Source organism: Pseudomonas sp. RG1, assembly GCF_025910115.1.
GTDB lineage: Bacteria > Pseudomonadota > Gammaproteobacteria > Pseudomonadales > Pseudomonadaceae > Aquipseudomonas > Aquipseudomonas atacamensis.
On the sequence record NZ_JAPCIK010000029.1, the window covers coordinates 51,871 to 70,946 of the forward strand.

Here is a 19,076-nt window from a genome sequence, read left to right on the forward strand (position 1 = left end):
AGACCGGACGAACCAAAAAACCGTCCAGCTACTGCTCCCGACAGGCGGGCAACAACGCAAGGCCCGCTCAAAAACACAACAATGAGGGCGTGAACATGGTGTTGAACAAAGCTGCAACCGCGATCTTTTTCGCGGGACTGCTCAGCGTTACCGGCCAGGCTGCAATGGCTGCCGAAAGCGTGAATTTTGTCAGCTGGGGCGGTAGCACCCAGGATGCGCAGAAACAAGCCTGGGCCGATCCGTTCAGCAAGGCCAGCGGCATCACCGTCGTTCAGGACGGCCCCACCGACTACGGCAAACTCAAGGCCATGGTCGAAAGCGGCAACGTGCAGTGGGACGTGGTCGATGTCGAAGCCGATTTCGCCCTGCGCGCCGCTGCCGAAGGCCTGCTTGAACCCCTCGACTTCAAAGTGATCCAGCGCGACAAGATCGACCCGCGCTTCGTCAGCGATCACGGCGTCGGCTCGTTCTTCTTCTCCTTCGTCCTCGGCTACAACGAAGGCAAGCTCGGCGCCAACAAGCCGCAGGACTGGAGCGCGCTGTTCGATACCAAGACCTACCCCGGCAAACGCGCCCTGTACAAATGGCCAAGCCCCGGCGTGCTCGAACTGGCGCTGCTGGCCGATGGCGTACCTGCCGACAAGCTCTACCCGCTGGATCTGGATCGCGCCTTCAAGAAACTCGACACCATCAAGAAAGACATCGTCTGGTGGGGCGGCGGCGCGCAGTCGCAGCAACTGCTGGCGTCCGGCGAAGCGAGCATGGGCCAGTTCTGGAATGGCCGTGTGCACGCCTTGCAGGAAGACGGCGCACCGGTCGGCGTGAGCTGGAAGCAGAACCTGGTCATGGCCGACATTCTGGTCATTCCCAAAGGCTCGAAAAACAAGGACGCGGCGATGAAGTTCCTCGCCAATGCCAGCAGCGCCAAAGGCCAGGCCGACTTCTCCAACCTGACCGCCTACGCTCCGGTTAACCTCGACAGTGTGGAGCGTCTGGATTCGACGCTGGCCCCCAACCTGCCGACGGCTTACGCCAAGGATCAGATCACCCTTGATTTCGCTTACTGGGCCAAGAACGGTCCGGCTATCGCGACACGGTGGAACGAATGGCTGGTCAAATGAAAATCGCGGCCACTGCGCCCCGTCCTTCCACTGCCACCGGGAGCGCCGCCGGCGCTGCCGGTTCGGCTTTCAAGCAACGCTGGCGCGGCGCCGGCAACCTCGTCCCGGCGCTGCTGTTCCTCGGCCTGTTCTTTCTCGCACCGTTGATTGGCCTGCTGCTGCGCGGTGTGCTCGAACCTGTGCCGGGTCTCGGCAACTACGAACAGTTGTTCGCCAACTCGGCCTATGCGCGAGTGCTGCTAAACACCTTTTCGGTGGCCGGGCTGGTGACGCTGTTCAGTCTGCTGCTGGGCTTTCCGCTGGCCTGGGCGATCACCCTGGTGCCGCGCGGCTGGGGGCGCTGGATCCTCAACATCGTGCTGCTGTCGATGTGGACCAGCCTGCTCGCCCGCACCTATTCGTGGCTGGTGTTGCTGCAAGCCTCGGGGGTGATCAACAAGGCGCTGATGGCGATGGGCATCATCGATCAACCGCTGGAGATGGTGCACAACCTCACGGGCGTGGTGATCGGCATGAGCTACATCATGATCCCGTTCATCGTGCTGCCGTTACAAGCAACCATGCAGGCCATCGACCCGATGATCCTGCAGGCCGGCTCGATCTGCGGCGCCAGTCCGTGGACCAACTTCTTCCGGGTGTTCCTGCCGCTGTGCCGGCCGGGTCTGGCCTCAGGCGGTTTGATGGTGTTCGTGATGTCGCTCGGTTACTACGTCACCCCGGCGCTGCTCGGCGGGGCGCAAAACATGATGCTGCCGGAGTTCATCATTCAGCAGGTGCAATCGTTCCTCAACTGGGGCCTGGCCAGTGCCGGCGCCGCGTTGTTGATCGCAATCACCCTGGTGCTGTTCTACTTCTACCTGAAGCTTCAACCGGAATCCCCGGTTGGCGCCAGTAACGCGAGGTAAGCCGACATGCTCCTGACCCCCAATGCCATGAGCCGGCGCATGCGTTTCGGCCTCTACGCCACGACTGGGCTGATCGGTCTGTTCCTGCTGTTGCCGATCGTGTTCATCGTGCTGCTGTCGTTCGGCTCCTCGCAGTGGCTGGTGTTCCCGCCACCGGGCTGGACGCTGAAATGGTACGGCCAGTTTTTCTCCAACCCCGACTGGATGAACGCCGCTGCCGCCAGCCTCAAGGTTGCCGTGCTGACCACGATCTGCGCCGTGGCCCTCGGTTTGCCGACCGCGTTTGCGCTGGTGCGCGGACGCTTTCCCGGCCGCGAGATGCTCTACGGCCTGTTCACCCTGCCGATGATCGTGCCGCTGGTGATCATCGCCGTGGCGGTGTACGCGCTGTTTCTCAAGCTCGGCTATACCGGGACCATGTTCGCCTTCGTCGTCAGCCATGTGATCGTCGCGCTGCCGTTCACCATCATCTCGATCATCAACTCGCTGAAGCTGTTCGATCAGTCGATTGAAGACGCGGCGGTGATCTGCGGTGCCTCGCGCCTGCAAGCGGTGTTCAAGGTGACGTTTCCGGCGATCCGTCCGGGCATGGTCGCCGGCGCCCTCTTCGCCTTCCTCGTTTCGTGGGACGAAGTGGTGCTCAGCGTGATGATGGCGAGCCCGACTCTGCAAACCCTTCCCGTGAAAATGTGGACCACCCTGCGCCAGGACCTGACCCCGGTGATCGCCGTCGCTTCGACGCTGCTGATCGGCCTGTCAGTGTTGGTCATGGTGATCGCCGCCGCCCTGCGCCGGCGCAACGAAATCAGCGCCTGAGCGCCCAGGAGTACGACATGAGTGCCGTGATCAAAGACGCATCCCAGCAGAGCGACAAACCCCTGGTCAGCCTGCGCAACCTGAACAAGCACTACGGCGATTTTGCTGCCGTCGATAACATCTCGCTGGACATCAAGGACGGCGAATTCCTGACCTTTCTCGGCTCCAGCGGCTCGGGCAAGAGTACGACGCTGTCGATGCTCGCCGGGTTCGAAACACCGAGCAGCGGCGAGATCCTCGTCAACGGCCAGTCGCTGGTCAACGTGCCGCCGCACAAGCGCGACATCGGCATGGTCTTCCAGCGCTATTCGCTGTTCCCGCATCTGTCGGTGCGCGACAACATCGCCTTCCCTTTGGCGATTCGCAAACTGGCTGCCGCCGAGCGTGAAAAACGCGTCGATGCGATGTTGAAGCTGGTGCAGCTCGAACAGTTCGCCCATCGCCGCCCTTCGCAACTGTCCGGCGGTCAGCAACAACGTGTCGCCATCGCCCGGGCGCTGGTTTACGAGCCACGCATCCTGCTGATGGACGAACCGCTGGGCGCGCTGGACAAGAAGCTGCGCGAGGACTTGCAGGATGAACTGCGCCAGCTGCACCGGCGCCTGGGTATCACCATCGTTTACGTGACCCACGACCAGGAAGAAGCCATGCGGCTGTCGCAACGCATCGCGATTTTCAGCCACGGCAAGATTGTCGGCTTGGGCAGCGGGTATGACCTTTATCAGAATCCGCCGAATGCGTTTGTCGCGTCGTTTCTGGGCAATTCGAACTTCCTCAAGCTCAAGGCGCAAGGCAATGCGGCAGCGAGTTTCGAGGGTCAGTCGTTGTCGATTCGGCTGACGTCCGGGTTGCACACTGATCAGGATGTGCTGCTGATGGTGCGTCCGGAAAAAGCCTTGGCGTTGAGCACGCAGCAGGCGCTGGATGAGCCGCTGGCGGCGGGTTGGAATGAAGTATCGGCGAATGTTGTTGAGGTGCTGTTTCTCGGTGAGAGCCAGACGTGCAGCGTGGTCACTGCGGGCGGGACTTCGATGACGGTGAAAGCGCTGTCGGCAGCGGGCATGCCGCTCAAGGCCGGCGATCCGGTCCGGGTGCGCTGGGCGACGGCGGATGCTTGTGTCTATACCGAATGGACCGAGAGCGATTTGAACAAGGCTGCCGGTGCTCACTGATTGCGCTGAGTCAGTTGGATCTACCCCCTCACCCCAGCCCTCTCCCCCACGGGGGGCGAGGGGGAAAGGGAGCCGATCTTCATGCTGTTCAAAATGTAAGTTCGACTCGGTATCGCACGTCGGCGTATCTCGCAACAACACCTCGGTCAGTCCCCTCTCCCATTGGGAGAGGGCTAGGGTGAGGGCAAGCAGGCGACACGGTATTAGCCAATGGCCCGGTACCCTTCAATCTCATCCGGCCACGCCGTCAGCACTTCAAACCCGCTCTCCGTCACCGCGACCATATGCTCCCACTGCGCCGACAAGGAGCCATCCTTGGTCAGCACCGTCCAGCCATCCGGCATGTTCTTTACATGGCGTTTGCCGGCATTGAGCATCGGTTCCACGGTGAAAATCATCCCGGCCTTGAGCTTCAGCCCTTGATTGGGAAAGCCGTAATGCAGGATTTGCGGTTCGTCGTGATAGACCTTGCCGATGCCATGGCCGCAGTACTCGCGCACCACGCTGAAGCCCTCCGCCTCCGCCAGGCTCTGGATCGCGTAGCCGATATCGCCCAGCGTTGCGCCCGGTTTCACTGCGCGAATGCCCGCGCACATCGCGTCGTAAGTGGTCTTGATCAGGTGCTGCGCTTCAGGAGTTGCCTCACCCACGACGTACATGCGGCTGGTATCACCGAACCAGCCATCCTTGATCACGGCGATGTCGAGATTGACGATGTCGCCATCCTTCAATGGCGTACCCGATGGAATCCCGTGACACACCACGTCGTTGACCGACGCGCAGACGGTTTTTGGAAAGCCGTGATAACCGACATTGGCCGGCACGGCTTTCTGCACATTGACGATGTAATCGTTGCACAGCCGGTCCAGCTCATCAGTGGTCACCCCGGCCTTCACATGCGGCACCAGCATCGCCAGTACTTCGGCGGCGAGTTTGCCGGCGGCGCGGGATTTTTCAATGTCGGCCGGGGTGTTGATCTTGATCTGGTTTCTCATGCGCTGACGGCTTCCTGAGTCAGTTGTTGCAGATCCAGCCCACCATTCTGTTCGGCGCGGATCAGCAGGCGGCAAATGGCGCTGTGGTCGAGGTTGGGGTGCAGCTCGGCGAGCATGCCGATGCGCATCCAGTGCTCGGCCTGCGCGTTGATCGAGCGGCTGAGGGCGTTGCTGGAGATGCGCAGGTTCTCGTGCATGTCCTCTGAAATCTTTACGATGCCCATATATGAATCCGATACGATGTGTATATGGAACGTATATTAATCAGTGCATACGGCCGATTGCAATGCCAACGGCAAAATCGACGCTGTGGCAGATTCGCCTCCCCCTCCACCGCGCAAATCGACTACCATGCCGCCGCCGGTTTCCACACGGAATTAATAGGGAATCCGAAATGCTTGCACAGCATCAATCGGAACTGCCCCCGCAACTGTAGGTGCCGAGCCTGCTCCTCGACTGCCACTGGGTGAATCCCGGGAAGGCCGGAGCGTGGCGATGACGCATCAGTCAGGAGACCTGCCGGCACAGTGACTGACTAACCGGCGGGGTGTCCGGGAAGGACATCGTGCCGTGCTTGTTTTCACTATGCCGGCCTTGCGCAGTTTCCACGACCGCGCCCGAGGTGTGTTTCCAACCGTACCCGCCCGCTCCCGTACGGTTCTCCTGGAGACTGCCCCATGCTGCTGCCCCGCGTTGCCACCCTGCTCACCGCCCTGAGCCTTTGCGCCCTGGCGCAAGCGTCGCCGACTGCGTATCCGCTGACCGTGGAAAACTGCGGCAGCAGCCTGACCTTTCAGCACGCGCCCGCGCGCACGGTGACCATCGGCCAGGCCGGCACGGAAATGCTCTATACATTGGGTCTGGGCGACAAAGTCGTTGGCACTTCGCTGTGGTTCAACGACGTGCTGAGCACATACAAAGCGCAGAACGACAGGATCGAGCGCCTCGCCGACAACGAGCCGAGTTTCGAAGCGGTGATCGCCAAACGCCCGGAACTGGTAGCCGTCGAGCTGGAATGGATGGTCGGCCCGCAAGGCGCGGTCGGCACCCGCGAGCAGTTTCATGAACTGAAGATTCCCACCTACCTGCTGCCCTCCGACTGCGAAGCCAAGGACAACCTCGTCGGCTCGGACGGCACGCGGCTGGCGCCGTTTCGCATCGACAGCATCTACAAAGCCGTGAGCCAGCTCGCAGCGATTTTCGATGTGCAGGCGCGTGGCGAGCAGCTCAATGACCAGCTCAAAGCCAGCCTCGCGCAGTCGATCGCCACGGCGAAAAAGCAGCAGCGCAAAGACGTCAGCGCCCTGGTGTGGTTCTCCAGCGCCGAGATGGACATCGAGCCTTTCGTGGCCGGGCACAAAGGCGTTCCCGATTTCATGCTCAGCACCCTCGGCGTGCGCAACGTGGTCGAGTCGGATGAAGAATGGCCGACCGTCGGCTGGGAAACCATCGCCAAGGCCAACCCGACATTTCTGGTGATCGCGCGCATGGATCGTCGACGTTTCCCGGCGGACGACTATCAGAAAAAACTCGCCTTCCTGCGCAGTGATCCGGTGACGCGCAACATGGACGCGGTCAAGCACAACCGCATCATCATCCTTGACGCCATGGCCATGCAGGCCAGCCTGCGCACCTTCGACGGCCTCGCACAACTGGCCAGCGCCATCAACGGCTACGACCTGTCGCCATGAGCAGACGCCTGATCCGATTGCTGCTGGTGCTGTTGACGCTGTCGGTTGCGCTGATCGGCGGCGTGGCCATTGGTGAGACTTCGATCGAGCCGAGCGTAGTGTTGCAGGTGCTGGCCAACAAGCTGTGGAGCGCGGGTTATGTGCTCGACCCGATCGACGAAGGCATTGTCTGGAACTATCGCCTGACCCGCGCGCTGGTCGCGGCGGCTTGCGGCGCCGGTCTGGCGACCTGTGGCGTAATCCTGCAGTCGCTGCTGCGCAATCCGCTGGCCGATCCGTATCTGCTGGGTATTTCTGCTGGCGCCTCGACTGGCGCGGTGATGGTCGCCCTGCTTGGCGTCGGCGCCGGGGCGATTTCATTGTCGGTCGGTGCCTTTGCCGGCGCGGTGATCGCTTTCGTACTGGTGATCCTGTTGGCGCGGGTCAGCGGCTCGGCCAGCGGCACCGGGCAGATCATTCTGGCCGGGATTGCCGGCTCGCAACTGTTCAACGCCCTCACCGCTTTTCTGATCACCCGCTCCGCCAGCTCCGAACAAGCGCGCGGGATCATGTTCTGGTTGCTCGGCAATCTCGGCGGCGTGCGCTGGCCGTCGGTGTGGCTGGCGGTGCCGGTGGCGGTGTTGGGCTTGGTTGTTTGTCTGTGGCATCGCCGAGCCTTGGATGCGTTCACCTTTGGCGCGGACTCGGCGGCATCCCTCGGCATTGCCGTGCGCCGAGTGCAGATCCTGCTGATTGGCTGCGCCGCGCTGGTGACGGCGGTGATGGTGTCGATTGTCGGCTCGATCGGCTTTGTCGGTCTGGTGATTCCCCATGCCGCGCGGTTGTTGCTCGGCACGGGGCATGCGCGTCTGTTGCCCGCCAGTGCGCTGGGCGGTGCGGTGTTTCTGATTGCCGCCGATGTGCTGTCGCGCACCCTGATCAAGGGTCAGGTGATCCCGGTCGGCGTGATCACTGCGCTGGTCGGCGCACCGGTGTTCGCGCTGATTCTGGTGGGCCGGAGATCGGCGCGATGAACACGGTTCTGAGTTGTGCGGGTGTGGGCTTCAAAGTGCGCGGTGCCGAGTTGCTCAATGGTGTCAGTCTCGATGTTCAGCGCGGCGAGACCCTGGGCATTGTCGGGCCGAACGGTTCGGGGAAATCCACTCTGCTGAAACTGCTCGCCGGGCTGCGTGAACCGAGCGTGGGCCATGTGCAGCTCGACGGTCGGACGCTGGGCAAGATGTCGCGGCGCACTATCGCGCAGACGCTCGCGGTGGTTGAGCAACAGGCCGATACCAACGATGGCATTCGCGTGTTCGACGCGGTGGCGCTGGGGCGCACGCCGTGGTTGTCGGCGCTGCAACCGTGGTCGCCGGCCGATGACGCCATCGTCGAGCAAGCGCTGGTCGACGTCGACGCCGTGCACCTGCGCAACCGCCTCTGGCGCAGCCTCTCCGGCGGTGAACGCCAACGCGTGCATATCGCCCGCGCTCTGGCGCAGCGCCCGCAGATCCTGCTGCTCGACGAGCCGGCGAATCACCTCGATATCCAGCATCAGTTGAGCATTCTGCAAGTGGTGCGCGCACTGCCGGTGACTACGCTGATCGCCCTGCACGATCTCAATCAGGCGCTCAAGTGCGATCGCCTGGCGGTGCTGGAGCGCGGGCGTCTGGTGGCATTGGGCGAGCCGCTGCACGTGCTGACGCCGGAGCGGTTACAGACGACTTTCGGCGTCAGGGCGCACTATCTGACGGACCCGTTCGATGGTGCACCGATATTGCGTTTCCTTGCCTGATGCATGTGTAGCTGACAGACCGCTTTCGCGAGCAGGCTCGCTCCCACAAAGGATTTGTGTGTTGCCGTGAATGACAGGGGGAACGCGAATTCTGTGGGAGCGAGCCTGCTCGCGAAGGCGTCAGGTCATCCAACATAGAGGTCGATTGACACACCGCTTTCGCGAGCAGGCTCGCTCCCACAGGGTTATGTATTCCAGGGCGGTAAAGGGTCAGGCCCACTCTTTGCGCAGTTGCCGTGCGGCGCTGACCATGTGCACCAGCGCCGCTTCGGTCTCTGGCCAGCCTCGGGTTTTCAGCCCGCAATCCGGATTGACCCACAGCCGCTCAACCGGAATACGCTGCGCCGCCTTGCGCAGCAAGCCAACCATTTCCGTCACATCGGGAATCCGTGGCGAGTGAATGTCGTACACGCCGGGGCCGATGTCATTCGGATAGGCGAACGCTTCAAACGCTTCGAGCAGTTCCATGTCCGACCGTGAGGTCTCGATGGTGATGACATCGGCGTCCATCGACGCGATCGACTCGATCACATCGTTGAACTCGCTGTAGCACATGTGCGTGTGAATTTGCGTTTCGTCGCGCACGCCGGAGGCGCACAGGCGGAACGCTTCGCTCGCCCAGTGCAGATACGCCGGCCACTGCGCCCGGCGTAACGGCAAGCCTTCACGGAACGCCGCTTCGTCGATCTGCACGATTTTGATTCCTGCCGCTTCCAGATCATTCACTTCGTCACGAATGGCCAGCGCCAGTTGTCGAGCCTGCACTTCGCGACTGACGTCTTCGCGGGCGAAGGACCACATCAGCATGGTCACCGGGCCGGTCAGCATGCCTTTCATGACCTTGTCGGTGAGGCCCTGGGCGTAGCAGATCCACTCGACCGTCATCGCTTGCGGGCGGCTCAGGTCACCGAAGATCACCGCTGGCTTGACGCAGCGCGAACCGTAGCTCTGCACCCAGCCAAAGCGGGTGAAGGCATAGCCGTCGAGCTGCTCGGCGAAGTATTCGACCATGTCGTTGCGCTCTGCCTCACCGTGCACCAGCACATCCAGGCCGAGGCGTTCTTGAATTTCCACCGCGTGGCGAATCTCCGTGTGCATCGCATCGGTGTAATCGGCCGCGCTGAGCTTGCCTTGCTTGTAAGCCTGACGCGCCAGACGGATCGCCGCCGTTTGCGGAAACGAGCCAATGGTGGTGGTCGGGAATAACGGCAGGTCGAGCTTGCCGCGCTGTTTGGCAATACGCTGGGCAAACGGCGATTGGCGTTGCAGATCCTTGGCAGTGATCGCCGCGACCCGCGTTTGCACCTCAGGTTTGTGAATGCGCGGTGAGGCGGCGCGGCTGGTTTGTACCGAACGACTTTGCGCCAGTGCGCGCAGCACCTGCGGCGCTTCCGGCTCGCTGACCGCTTGGGCGAGCACGGCGACCTCTTCGCACTTCTGCACGGCAAACGCCAGCCAGCTTTTCAGTTCGGCATCGAGCTGGTCTTCGCGGCCCAGATCAACCGGACTGTGCAGCAACGAGCAGGACGGCGCCACCCACAAGCGATCACCCAGACGCTCATGGGCATGGCGCAGTGTCGCCAGCGCGTTTTGCAGATCGCAGCGCCAGACGTTCCGACCGTTGACCACACCCAGCGACAGCACTTTATAGGCCGGCAGACGATCCAGAATGGTCGGGTACTGATCCGGCGCGTGCACCAGATCGATGTGCAAGCCATCGACCGGCAGGTTCGCCGCCAGACCGAGGTTTTCTTCCAGGCCCCCGAAGTAAGTGGCAAGCAGTTTTTTCAGCGGATCGCGCTGGATCTGGTTGTAGGCGCGCTCGAAGGCATTCTTCCAGTCCTGAGGCAGATCGAGCACCAGAATCGGCTCATCGATCTGCACCCACTCCACACCCAACGCCGCCAGCCGCGCGAAGATCTGGCCGTATAGCGGCAGCAGGCGATCAAGCAAATCGAGCTTGTCGAAATCGGCGCCTTTGGTTTTGCCCAGCCACAGATAGGTCAGCGGGCCGAGGATCACCGGTTTGACGTTGTGCCCCAGCGCACGAGCCTCTTCGGTTTCTTCAAACAGCTGCTCCCAACCCAGCTGGAAGTGCTGGTCGACGCTGAATTCCGGTACCAAGTAGTGATAGTTGGTGTCGAACCATTTGGTCATTTCCTGAGCGTGGCCGTCGCTACAGCAAGCATTGCTGACGCCTCGGGCCATGCTGAACAGGGTGTGCAGCGTGGCTTTGCCGTCATGCGGGCGGAAGCGCTCGGGGATCACGCCGAACATCAGCGAGTGGCTCAGCACTTGGTCGTACCAGGCGAAATCGCCAACCGGCAGCAAGTCGATGCCGGCGTTTTTCTGCAAGTCCCAATGGACCTTGCGCAGCTCACGCCCGACGTCACGCAGGCCCGCCTCGTGCAGTTCTCCTTTCCAGAACGCCTCTTGCGCTTTCTTCAGTTCGCGGTCGCGACCGATGCGCGGAAATCCAAGGGAATGGGCCAGTGCCATGACAAACAACTCCAGATGCTTATTCGATGGCGGGTATTGTCGGGAACCGGACTTGATGAAACAAACTCAATAAATTCCAGATCATCACAAGTTCTACTCATGCACAGAAGCCCCTGCAGGAGCTGCCGAAGGCTGCGATCTTCAGACCGTAGGGACGCAGAGCGTCCAAGGCTGCAGTCCCACGCGGAGCGTGGGAACGATCAGACACCTCAAGGCAACATGCCAGTTTTCGTTCTATCGTTAGATCCAAATGGCTGGATTTTCCAAGGATTAGAGGTTGCGAGAGAGGATGTCAGCGCCTAAGTTGCACGCGAGTCTTTTCCCCGCGATTGGAACGCGATCAACACCATAAAGAGGTGAAGAAATGTCGAAGGAATCACGCCCTGCCGTGCTTGGGCTGATAGGCAATACTCCGCTGGTGCAGGTCACCCGCTTCGATACCGGACCGTGCACGCTGTTTCTCAAACTCGAATCGCAGAACCCCGGCGGCTCGATCAAGGACCGTATCGGTCTGGCGATGATCGACGCTGCGGAACGTGACGGCCGCCTGCAACCGGGCGGGACGATTGTCGAGGCCACTGCCGGCAATACCGGTCTGGGCCTGGCGCTGGTCGGCCGCGCCAAAGGCTATCGTGTGGTGCTGGTGGTGCCGGACAAGATGTCCACCGAGAAAGTCCTGCACTTGAAGGCCATGGGCGCCGAAGTGCACATCACCCGCTCCGATGTCGGCAAGGGCCATCCCGAGTATTACCAGGACGTCGCCGCGCGTTTGGCCAAGGACATTCCCGGTGCGTTTTTCGCCGACCAATTCAACAATCCCGCCAACCCGCTGGCCCATGAATGCAGCACCGCGCCGGAAATCTGGGCGCAGACCGAACATGATCTGGACGCCATTGTCGTCGGCGTCGGATCGGCCGGCACGCTGACCGGATTGAGTCGCTTCTTCAAGCGCGTGCAACCGGATCTGGAAATGGTCCTCGCCGATCCGATCGGCTCGGTGATGGCGCAATACAGCCGCGACGGCACCTTGCCGACGCCCGGTTCGTGGGCGGTCGAGGGTATCGGCGAAGACTTCATTCCGTCGATCACCGACCTGTCCAGCGTGCGTCACGCCTACTCGATCAGCGACGCGGAAAGCTTCGATCATGCCCGCCAGTTGCTCAAGGCCGAGGGCATTCTCGGCGGCTCATCGACCGGCACCCTGTTCGCTGCCGCGCTGCGTTATTGCCGCGAACAGACCGAGCCGAAACGCGTGGTCAGCTTTGTCTGCGACACCGGCACGCGTTACCTTTCGAAGGTCTACAACGACCAGTGGATGACCGATCAGGGCCTGTTGCAACGCAAGGGCTACGGCGATCTGCGCGATTTGATTGCACGGCGTTTCGAGGACGGCCGGGTGATCAGCGTCGGCCCGGACGACACCCTGCTCACGGCCTTCCAGCGCATGCGTCTGGCGGACGTTTCGCAACTGCCGGTGCTGGTCGAAGGCAAACAACTAGTGGGCGTGATCGACGAGTCCGACATCCTCCTCGGCGTCCACGAAGATGCCGCACGTTTCAGCCAGTCGGTGTCGAGTGTGATGACCGACAAACTGCAAACCCTCGCCCCGGCTGCGAGCCTGGCCGAGCTGGAATCGGTGCTCAGCCGTGGCCTCGTCGCGATCATCGCCGACGCCTCCGGCTTCCATGGCCTGATCACCCGCACCGACATGCTCAACCAATTACGGAGATCCCTTGCATGAGTCAGCACGACGCCAAATCCCAAGGCTTTGCCACCCGGGTGATCCACGCCGGGCAAGAGCCGGACCCGACCACCGGCGCACTGATGCCGCCGATCTACGCCAACTCCACCTACCTGCAAGACAGCCCCGGCGTGCACAAGGGGTTCGACTACGGCCGCTCGCACAACCCGACGCGTTTTGCTCTGGAGCGCTGCGTCGCGGATCTGGAAGGCGGCACCCGCGCCTTTGCCTTCGCCTCAGGGCTGGCGGCGATTTCCACGGTGCTGGAACTGCTCGACGCCGGCTCGCACATCGTTTCCGGCAATGACTTGTACGGCGGCACGTTCCGCCTGTTTGACAAGGTTCGCCAGCGCAGCGCCGGGCACCGTTTCAGCTTCGTCGACCTGACCGATCTGTCGGCGTTCGAAGCCTCGCTGCAGGACGACACGCGCATGGTCATGGTCGAAACCCCGACCAACCCGCTGCTGAGCCTGTCGGATCTGGCCGCCATCGCTCGCATCTGCCGCGCACGCGGGATCATCTGCGTCGCCGACAACACCTTCGCCAGCCCGTACATCCAGCGCCCACTGGAGCTGGGTTTCGACATCGTCCTGCACTCGACCACCAAATACCTCAACGGCCACTCCGACGTGATCGGCGGCATTGCCGTGGTCGGGCAGAACGCCGAACTGGCGGAAAAACTCGGTTTCCTGCAGAACGCCGTCGGCGCAATTTCCGGGCCGTTCGATGCATTCCTCACTCTGCGCGGGGTGAAAACCCTGGCGCTGCGCATGGAGCGCCATTGCAGCAACGCCCTGGACCTGGCGCAGTGGCTGGAACAGCAGCCGCAGGTCAAGCGCGTCTACTACCCGGGCCTGACCTCGCACCCGCAGCACGAACTGGCCAAGCGGCAAATGCGTGGTTTTGGCGGGATGATTTCTGTTGATCTGAACAGCGATCTGGCCGGCGCACGGCGCTTTCTAGAGAACGTGCGGATCTTTGCACTGGCGGAAAGTCTGGGTGGCGTGGAGAGCCTGATCGAACATCCGGCGATCATGACCCACGCGACCATCCCGCCGGAAACCCGCGCGAAGCTGGGGATTGGCGATGGGCTGGTGCGGTTGTCGGTGGGGGTCGAAGACATTGAAGACCTGCGCGCCGATCTGGCTCAGGCACTGGCAAAAATGTAAACAGCTCCACACCAAGAAGCCTGCGCAATGCGGGCTTCGTCTTTTTTTGTCCGTCGATCTTTCCACCATGGCAGTTTCCGAGGCCGATCCTATACTCAATCGGCTCGATCAGGATTATCTCGACACCCGCACGCCGCTCGGTGTGCCCGTGCCTTTCGCCAACCAGGTAAAACCCAAGCCAATGAGTCGTGGCGTTTGTATGCATCGCGCGCGATTGATCGCTGTATGGCAGCCGGGTCGTGGAGAAAACCATGAAATACAAGTTGTTGTCAGGGGTGCTTCTTGCGGTAGCGGCCAGCGTTGTGGTGCCGAATGTCTTGGCGGCGCAACCGCAGGCGTTGGCTTCGGATGCGGCTGATCATGTTGGTGCTGGGGCGGTGGCCGCCGATGGTGCTGATCGTGTCGGCGCCGGCGCGGTGGCCGCCGATGGCGCTGATCGTGTCGGCGCAGGTGCAGTCGCTGCCGATGGCGCTGATCGTGTCGGCGCCGGCGCGGTGGCTGCCGATGGCGCTGATCGTGTCGGTGCCGGCGCAGTGGCTGCCGATGGCGCCGATCGTGTCGGCGCCGGTGCGGTGGCTGCCGATGGCGCTGATCGTGTCGGTGCCGGCGCAGTGGCTGCCGATGGCGCCGATCGTGTCGGCGCCGGTGCAGTGGCTGCCGATGGCGCCGATCGTGTCGGCGCGGGCGCAGTGGCTGCCGATGGTGCTGATCGTGTCGGTGCCGGCGCTGTGGCTGCCGATGGTGCTGATCGTGTCGGTGCCGGAGCATTGGCAGCGGATGGCGCCGACCGCACCGGCGTCAACCGAGTGGCCTACTCCCGGGTCGGAGTCGGTTCTGATCGCGTGGCATCGGCGCTGATGACCGGCAGCTATTCCGACCAGTTCAACAGCCCACAATAATCGCTGCGAAATAACGGGCGAGCTCCTGAGCCGCCCGTTTACATCGGCCTTTACAGCATCTGTTCAACCGCTGCGCCTTGTCGATCACGCAGGGCGCGCAACGTCGCGCGTAACTCGGCCGGGCGCACAGGTTTCGACAGAATCGCAATCTGCCGGTCATGCAAGGCTGCCTGAATCTTCTCGACGTCGTGCCCGGTGATGATCATCGCCGGCACGGCCCAGCCGCGCTGCCTGCGCACTTCATCAATGCATTCGATACCCGTGGCATGGGTGCCGAGGTCAAAGTCGGCGACGATGATGTCGCAGTCGGTGACCAGATCTTCAGCCGACCACTCGCCCTGCACCACGCAGCCCCAGCGTTCAAGCAACGCCGAAGTCGCCAGCAGCACGTTGCGGTCATCCTCGACCAGACACACCTTCAGCCCGGTCAACAAACCCACCTGCCGCGCTTCACTGCGAACCACCGGTGACTGCGGCGCCGCCACGATCGGCAACCCCGCAAGCGTCACAGCTGTGCCGCGCCCCAACTGTGAACGCAGAGCAACGTGCACATCGATCAGTTCACCAAGACGCTTGATGATCGACAGGCCCAGCCCCAAGCCTTCGACGTCTTTGTCGCGCACTTGCCGCACGCGATAAAACTCCTCGAAAACCTTGTGCAAATGCTCTTCGGCAATGCCGTTGCCACGGTCATGGATGACGATGGCCAGCCCTGCCCCACGTTTACGCACGCCGATCAGCACGGGTCGTTGCGCGCCGTATTTGAAGCAGTTGGAGAGCACGTTCTGCACCATGGTCGCCAGCAGTGCCGGATCGGTTCTGACCCAGTAGTTGCACGGTCGCAGCCGCAGTTCGACGCCCGCCCAACGGGCCGCTTCCTGGTGTTGGCGTATCAGATCCGCAAGCCATTCACCAAGATTGAGCGTTTGCATTTTCGCTTCAACCCGGCCGTTATCGAGGGTGTAGAGGTCAAGAATCGAGCGGAACAACTGCGAGACGTTGAGCAGTGAGCGGTCGATGTTGTCGACCAACCGCCGCTCCTCATCACCCAAGCGCGACTCCCGCAGGCACGCGGTAAACAGTCCGATGGAGTGAATCGGCTGACGCAAATCATGACTGGCCTGCGCGAGGAAGCGCGATTTCTCCAGATTCGCCGCCAGTGCTTCTTCCGACGCCTTGCGTGTGCGCTCCAACAGCAAGTGTGCATAGAACGGAATCACCGTGCTGGTGATCAGCAGCATCAGCACCATGAACGGCTGCCCCTGCCAATACGGCGTCAGGCGATAGACCACCAGCAGCGCCACCAATGCAAGGCCGGTAGCAATCGCCAGATAGCGCGAGCCGTAGCGCATGCCGTTGCCGAGATTGACCCAGACCATCACCGCATACAACGGCAGCGCCGCTTCGCCGCCGATCACCAGTCCAAAACAGGTGCCGGTGTAATCGTGGACCATGGCAAAAATCCGCCGCGCCGGATAATGCCCGGGCCAACGCGCAATGGCTTGGCGGAACGCGATCGACGCCAGCAGGAACAGGCTGATATAGGTGATGACCGGCAGGTAGGTCTCGAAGCGATGGCCCGGTAGAAAGACCAGTACGACCATGTAAACCACCGCGATGGCGGCGATGATGATGCGCAGATTGGCTTGGTCGAGTTCGGTGTTTTTCTCGAACTTCATGGGAAACGTCCTTGTGCAGCGATTGCAGTTTCGGAAGCAGCCTACAGGCAACCTTCGCGTCCGATGCTAAGGTGCAGGCCTTGAATCACGCCTGACCCAGGGAGGGTCGCATCATGACGTGCCGGATCATCATAGCCGACGATCACCCACTGTTTCGCGAGGCAATGCTGCGCACTGTGCAGCGCTTGCTGCCTGAGATGTTGCTTGAAGAAGCCGGCGACTTCGAGACCGTGCTCAAGCTGCTGGTGCCGGACAACGAGCCGGACACGCTGATGCTCGATCTGCGTTTTCCCGGGCTGACCTGCATCACTCAGCTCGCCGACTTGCGCCGACAGTTGCCGCGCACCACGTTGATCGTGGTGTCGATGGTTGACGATCAGGCGCTGATCAGTGAAGTCATGGCGGCGGGCATTGACGGTTTTATCGGCAAAAACATTGCGCCGGATGAAATCGGCCAGGCGATTCTGGCGATCCGTGAAGGCGAGGTGTTGGTGAAGTCGGCGCCGTCCGGCTTGTTGCCGCTGGAAACCGCGACGACGCTGACGCCGCGTCAGCAGGACGTGCTGCGTTTGATCGCGCAAGGCAAGACCAACAAGGAAATTGCCCGTGAACTGGATATCTCCCCGTTCACGGTACGCATCCATGTGTCTTCGTTGCTGCGCACGCTGGATGTGCCGACGCGGGCGGCAGCGGCGGTCAAGTATTCGGGGCTGTGAAGCGCTTTTACGGATCAACCTGCGCCATCAGATCCGGCACCGACTCCGGTCGTTTCGCATAGCGCTGGGCCAATACCGCGCAGACCATCAGCTGAATCTGGTGGAACAACATCAGCGGCAGAATCAGCACGCCGATGGTGCTGCCGGCGAACAACACCTGCGCCATCGGCACGCCGGTCGCCAGGCTCTTTTTCGAACCGCAGAACAGAATGGTGATGCGGTCTTCCTGATTGAAGCCGAACGCTTTGCTCAACAGAATTGATGCCACCAGAACCAACGTCAGCAGGATGCAGCAGACCACCACCAGGCCGAGCAACTCGAACAACGGAATCTGCTGCCAGATGCCTTCGTTGACCGCCTCGCTGAATGCGCCGTACACCACCAGCAGAATCGAACCCTGATCAACGAATTTCAGCCAGTTCTTGTTGCGCCCTACCCACGCGCCGATCCAGCGGCGGGCGATCTGCCCGGCAATGAACGGCAGCAACAATTGCACGCTGATCTTCACTATCGCATCGAGGGTCGAACCGCCGTCACCGTGAACGTTGAGCAGCAGCGTTACCAGCAGCGGCGTCAGAAAAATCCCGAACAGACTGGACGCCGCCGCACTGCAGATCGCCGCCGGAATATTGCCTCGCGCCAGCGAAGTGAACGCGATCGCCGACTGCACGGTGGCCGGTAATGCGCACAGATAGAGCATGCCCATGTACAGCTGATCACCGATCAGCGGTGACAACAGCGGTTTGAGCGCCAGACCGAGAATCGGGAAGAGCACGAAGGTCAGGCCGAACACCAGCAGATGCAGACGCCAGTGGCCAGCGCCGGCGATGATCGATTCGGGCGACAGCTTGGCGCCGTGCAGGAAAAACAGCAGGGCGATGGCGATGTTGGTCAGCCAGCCGAAGCCGACCGCGACCTGGCCGCTGGCCGGCAGGAAGCTCGCCAGCAGCACAACGCCGATCAAGGTCAGCGTGAAGTTATCGGGCAGAAAACGTGGGCGCGTCATGAGATTCATCCGGGGGTTGCCAGTGCGTGCCGACGACTCTAACGTGACTGGCAATTACCGACTAACGCCGAAGAGCCGCAAGATGCCGCCTAAAGGACATAGCAAAAGCGTCCGCCGCAGTGTTCCCGGGTTGCCCAGCCTGCCGCGCCCCGTGTACGGACGCACCGAATCGCTGCCCAATCGCGCCCTCACCCGCCGCCACAGTCATCCGTGGGTGCAGTTGTCCTATGCGATTCAGGGCGTGCTCGAAGTGCAGACCAGCGCCGGCCGTTTCGTCGCGCCGCCGGAACGTGCGGTGTGGATTCCGGCCGGCGTGCCGCACCGGGTGTTCAGCGCACCGCATACGGAAATGCGCAGCCTGTACATCGACAGCAGCGTCACCGGTTGGGCCGCCGAGCACTGCCATGTGCTCGGCGTCAGCGATCTGCTCAGGGAGTTGATTCGCGCCTTCAGTCAGGTGCCAGTGGAATACGACGAAAGCGGCCCTGACGGACGCTTGGCCCAGGTGATCCTTGATCAATTGGCCGACGCGCCGACCATCGACTTGATGCTGCCGCTGCCGCAAGACCCGCGCTTGAAGCAGATCTATCAGAGCCTGGAGCAACACCCGGAGCAGCAGACCACCCTGAGCCACTGGAGCGAAAAATTCGGTGTCACCGAAAAGACTCTGACGCGCCTGTTTTTGCGCGACACCGGCCTGACCTTCCGCGCCTGGCGCCAGCGCTTGCGCTTGCTCGGCGCCCTGACCCCGCTGGAAAAAGGTGAGCGTGTGACCGACGTTGCGCTGGCTTGTGGATACGACTCGACCTCGGCGTTTATCGCCGCGTTTCGTCAGCAGTTTGGTGAGACGCCAGGGGAGTTTTTCCGCTGAGGCATGTGCCAATGGCCTGTTT

The 19,076-nt window shown here is 61.9% G+C and carries 17 protein-coding genes and 1 riboswitch; of the genes, 12 read left to right on the forward strand and 5 right to left on the reverse strand.

Annotation, left to right across the window (positions count from 1 at the left end):
* Positions 1-95: 95 nt before the first annotated feature.
* From OK411_RS16755 to OK411_RS16770, 4 genes are read left to right on the forward strand one after another with little or no spacing between them, the layout of a single operon-like run.
* Positions 96-1,121: an ABC transporter substrate-binding protein gene (locus tag OK411_RS16755; protein WP_264365398.1), complete on the forward strand. Its 1,026-nt coding sequence runs from the start codon at positions 96-98 to the stop codon at positions 1,119-1,121.
* The gene (locus tag OK411_RS16760; protein ID WP_016775019.1) at positions 1,118-2,026 is read left to right on the forward strand and encodes an ABC transporter permease; all 909 of its coding nucleotides are present in this window, start codon (positions 1,118-1,120) and stop codon (positions 2,024-2,026) included. The genes OK411_RS16755 and OK411_RS16760 overlap by 4 nt, the downstream gene beginning before the upstream one ends.
* A gap of 6 nt (positions 2,027-2,032) precedes the next feature.
* Entirely contained in the window at positions 2,033-2,842 is an 810-nt protein-coding gene (locus tag OK411_RS16765; RefSeq protein ID WP_007918021.1) for an ABC transporter permease, read from the forward strand.
* 17 nt (positions 2,843-2,859) lie between these two features.
* Positions 2,860-4,014 carry an ABC transporter ATP-binding protein gene (locus tag OK411_RS16770; protein ID WP_016775021.1) on the forward strand — a complete coding sequence of 385 codons (1,155 nt, stop codon included), beginning with the start codon at positions 2,860-2,862 and terminating at the stop codon, positions 4,012-4,014.
* A 203-nt stretch (positions 4,015-4,217) separates the two neighbouring features.
* Here OK411_RS16770 and map read toward each other — a convergent pair whose 3' ends face one another.
* Both map and OK411_RS16780 read right to left on the reverse strand, forming a co-directional pair.
* A complete protein-coding gene (gene map / locus OK411_RS16775; protein ID WP_110603695.1) occupies positions 4,218-5,009 on the reverse strand; it encodes a type I methionyl aminopeptidase in 792 nt (263 codons plus the stop codon).
* Complete coding sequence (locus OK411_RS16780; protein ID WP_007918027.1) at positions 5,006-5,233, reverse strand: ParD-like family protein; 228 nt, start codon at positions 5,231-5,233, stop codon at positions 5,006-5,008. The genes map and OK411_RS16780 overlap by 4 nt, the downstream gene beginning before the upstream one ends.
* Before the next feature lie 120 nt (positions 5,234-5,353).
* A riboswitch (cobalamin riboswitch) is annotated at positions 5,354-5,548 on the forward strand.
* Positions 5,549-5,686: 138 nt separating this feature from the next.
* Here OK411_RS16780 and OK411_RS16785 point away from each other — a divergent pair.
* From OK411_RS16785 to OK411_RS16795, 3 genes are read left to right on the forward strand one after another with little or no spacing between them, the layout of a single operon-like run.
* The gene (locus OK411_RS16785; RefSeq protein ID WP_217878404.1) at positions 5,687-6,700 is read left to right on the forward strand and encodes an ABC transporter substrate-binding protein; all 1,014 of its coding nucleotides are present in this window, start codon (positions 5,687-5,689) and stop codon (positions 6,698-6,700) included.
* The gene (locus OK411_RS16790; protein WP_225914377.1) at positions 6,697-7,713 is read left to right on the forward strand and encodes a FecCD family ABC transporter permease; all 1,017 of its coding nucleotides are present in this window, start codon (positions 6,697-6,699) and stop codon (positions 7,711-7,713) included. The genes OK411_RS16785 and OK411_RS16790 overlap by 4 nt, the downstream gene beginning before the upstream one ends.
* Positions 7,710-8,474 carry an ABC transporter ATP-binding protein gene (locus OK411_RS16795; RefSeq protein WP_136492512.1) on the forward strand — a complete coding sequence of 255 codons (765 nt, stop codon included), beginning with the start codon at positions 7,710-7,712 and terminating at the stop codon, positions 8,472-8,474. The genes OK411_RS16790 and OK411_RS16795 overlap by 4 nt, the downstream gene beginning before the upstream one ends.
* Positions 8,475-8,684: 210 nt before the next feature.
* Here OK411_RS16795 and metE read toward each other — a convergent pair whose 3' ends face one another.
* Positions 8,685-10,973, reverse strand: a complete 2,289-nt coding sequence (metE, locus tag OK411_RS16800; RefSeq protein ID WP_264365399.1) for a 5-methyltetrahydropteroyltriglutamate--homocysteine S-methyltransferase — start codon at positions 10,971-10,973, stop codon at positions 8,685-8,687.
* Between the two features lie 364 nt (positions 10,974-11,337).
* Here metE and OK411_RS16805 point away from each other — a divergent pair, with 364 nt between their 5' ends.
* From OK411_RS16805 to OK411_RS16815, 3 genes are all read left to right on the forward strand, one after another.
* The gene (locus OK411_RS16805) at positions 11,338-12,714 is read left to right on the forward strand and encodes a pyridoxal-phosphate dependent enzyme (RefSeq protein ID WP_125918460.1); all 1,377 of its coding nucleotides are present in this window, start codon (positions 11,338-11,340) and stop codon (positions 12,712-12,714) included.
* On the forward strand, positions 12,711-13,883 hold the full coding sequence (locus OK411_RS16810) for a cystathionine gamma-synthase (protein WP_136492510.1): 1,173 nt from the start codon (positions 12,711-12,713) through the stop codon (positions 13,881-13,883). The genes OK411_RS16805 and OK411_RS16810 overlap by 4 nt, the downstream gene beginning before the upstream one ends.
* Positions 13,884-14,134: 251 nt before the next feature.
* On the forward strand, positions 14,135-14,782 hold the full coding sequence (locus OK411_RS16815; protein ID WP_177421645.1) for a hypothetical protein: 648 nt from the start codon (positions 14,135-14,137) through the stop codon (positions 14,780-14,782).
* 50 nt (positions 14,783-14,832) lie between these two features.
* Here OK411_RS16815 and OK411_RS16820 read toward each other — a convergent pair whose 3' ends face one another.
* Positions 14,833-16,461 (reverse strand): hybrid sensor histidine kinase/response regulator, encoded by a 1,629-nt coding sequence (locus OK411_RS16820; protein ID WP_264365400.1) that lies wholly within the window; start codon positions 16,459-16,461, stop codon positions 14,833-14,835.
* Positions 16,462-16,574: 113 nt separating this feature from the next.
* Here OK411_RS16820 and OK411_RS16825 point away from each other — a divergent pair, with 113 nt between their 5' ends.
* Complete coding sequence (locus OK411_RS16825; protein ID WP_110603702.1) at positions 16,575-17,177, forward strand: LuxR C-terminal-related transcriptional regulator; 603 nt, start codon at positions 16,575-16,577, stop codon at positions 17,175-17,177.
* 7 nt (positions 17,178-17,184) lie between these two features.
* Here OK411_RS16825 and OK411_RS16830 read toward each other — a convergent pair whose 3' ends face one another.
* Positions 17,185-18,183: a bile acid:sodium symporter family protein gene (locus OK411_RS16830; RefSeq protein WP_264365401.1), complete on the reverse strand. Its 999-nt coding sequence runs from the start codon at positions 18,181-18,183 to the stop codon at positions 17,185-17,187.
* 82 nt (positions 18,184-18,265) lie between these two features.
* Here OK411_RS16830 and OK411_RS16835 point away from each other — a divergent pair, with 82 nt between their 5' ends.
* Complete coding sequence (locus OK411_RS16835) at positions 18,266-19,054, forward strand: AraC family transcriptional regulator (RefSeq protein ID WP_071172719.1); 789 nt, start codon at positions 18,266-18,268, stop codon at positions 19,052-19,054.
* Positions 19,055-19,076 lie beyond the last annotated feature (22 nt).

Coding starts and splice junctions, on each gene's coding strand:
- OK411_RS16755 (WP_264365398.1), top strand. CDS start 96: ATGGTGTTGAACAAAGCTGCAACCGCGATCTTTTTCGCGGGACTGCTC.
- OK411_RS16760 (WP_016775019.1), top strand. CDS start 1,118: ATGAAAATCGCGGCCACTGCGCCCCGTCCTTCCACTGCCACCGGGAGC.
- OK411_RS16765 (WP_007918021.1), top strand. CDS start 2,033: ATGCTCCTGACCCCCAATGCCATGAGCCGGCGCATGCGTTTCGGCCTC.
- OK411_RS16770 (WP_016775021.1), top strand. CDS start 2,860: ATGAGTGCCGTGATCAAAGACGCATCCCAGCAGAGCGACAAACCCCTG.
- map (WP_110603695.1), bottom strand. CDS start 5,009: ATGAGAAACCAGATCAAGATCAACACCCCGGCCGACATTGAAAAATCC.
- OK411_RS16780 (WP_007918027.1), bottom strand. CDS start 5,233: ATGGGCATCGTAAAGATTTCAGAGGACATGCACGAGAACCTGCGCATC.
- OK411_RS16785 (WP_217878404.1), top strand. CDS start 5,687: ATGCTGCTGCCCCGCGTTGCCACCCTGCTCACCGCCCTGAGCCTTTGC.
- OK411_RS16790 (WP_225914377.1), top strand. CDS start 6,697: ATGAGCAGACGCCTGATCCGATTGCTGCTGGTGCTGTTGACGCTGTCG.
- OK411_RS16795 (WP_136492512.1), top strand. CDS start 7,710: ATGAACACGGTTCTGAGTTGTGCGGGTGTGGGCTTCAAAGTGCGCGGT.
- metE (WP_264365399.1), bottom strand. CDS start 10,973: ATGGCACTGGCCCATTCCCTTGGATTTCCGCGCATCGGTCGCGACCGC.
- OK411_RS16805 (WP_125918460.1), top strand. CDS start 11,338: ATGTCGAAGGAATCACGCCCTGCCGTGCTTGGGCTGATAGGCAATACT.
- OK411_RS16810 (WP_136492510.1), top strand. CDS start 12,711: ATGAGTCAGCACGACGCCAAATCCCAAGGCTTTGCCACCCGGGTGATC.
- OK411_RS16815 (WP_177421645.1), top strand. CDS start 14,135: ATGAAATACAAGTTGTTGTCAGGGGTGCTTCTTGCGGTAGCGGCCAGC.
- OK411_RS16820 (WP_264365400.1), bottom strand. CDS start 16,461: ATGAAGTTCGAGAAAAACACCGAACTCGACCAAGCCAATCTGCGCATC.
- OK411_RS16825 (WP_110603702.1), top strand. CDS start 16,575: ATGACGTGCCGGATCATCATAGCCGACGATCACCCACTGTTTCGCGAG.
- OK411_RS16830 (WP_264365401.1), bottom strand. CDS start 18,183: ATGACGCGCCCACGTTTTCTGCCCGATAACTTCACGCTGACCTTGATC.
- OK411_RS16835 (WP_071172719.1), top strand. CDS start 18,266: ATGCCGCCTAAAGGACATAGCAAAAGCGTCCGCCGCAGTGTTCCCGGG.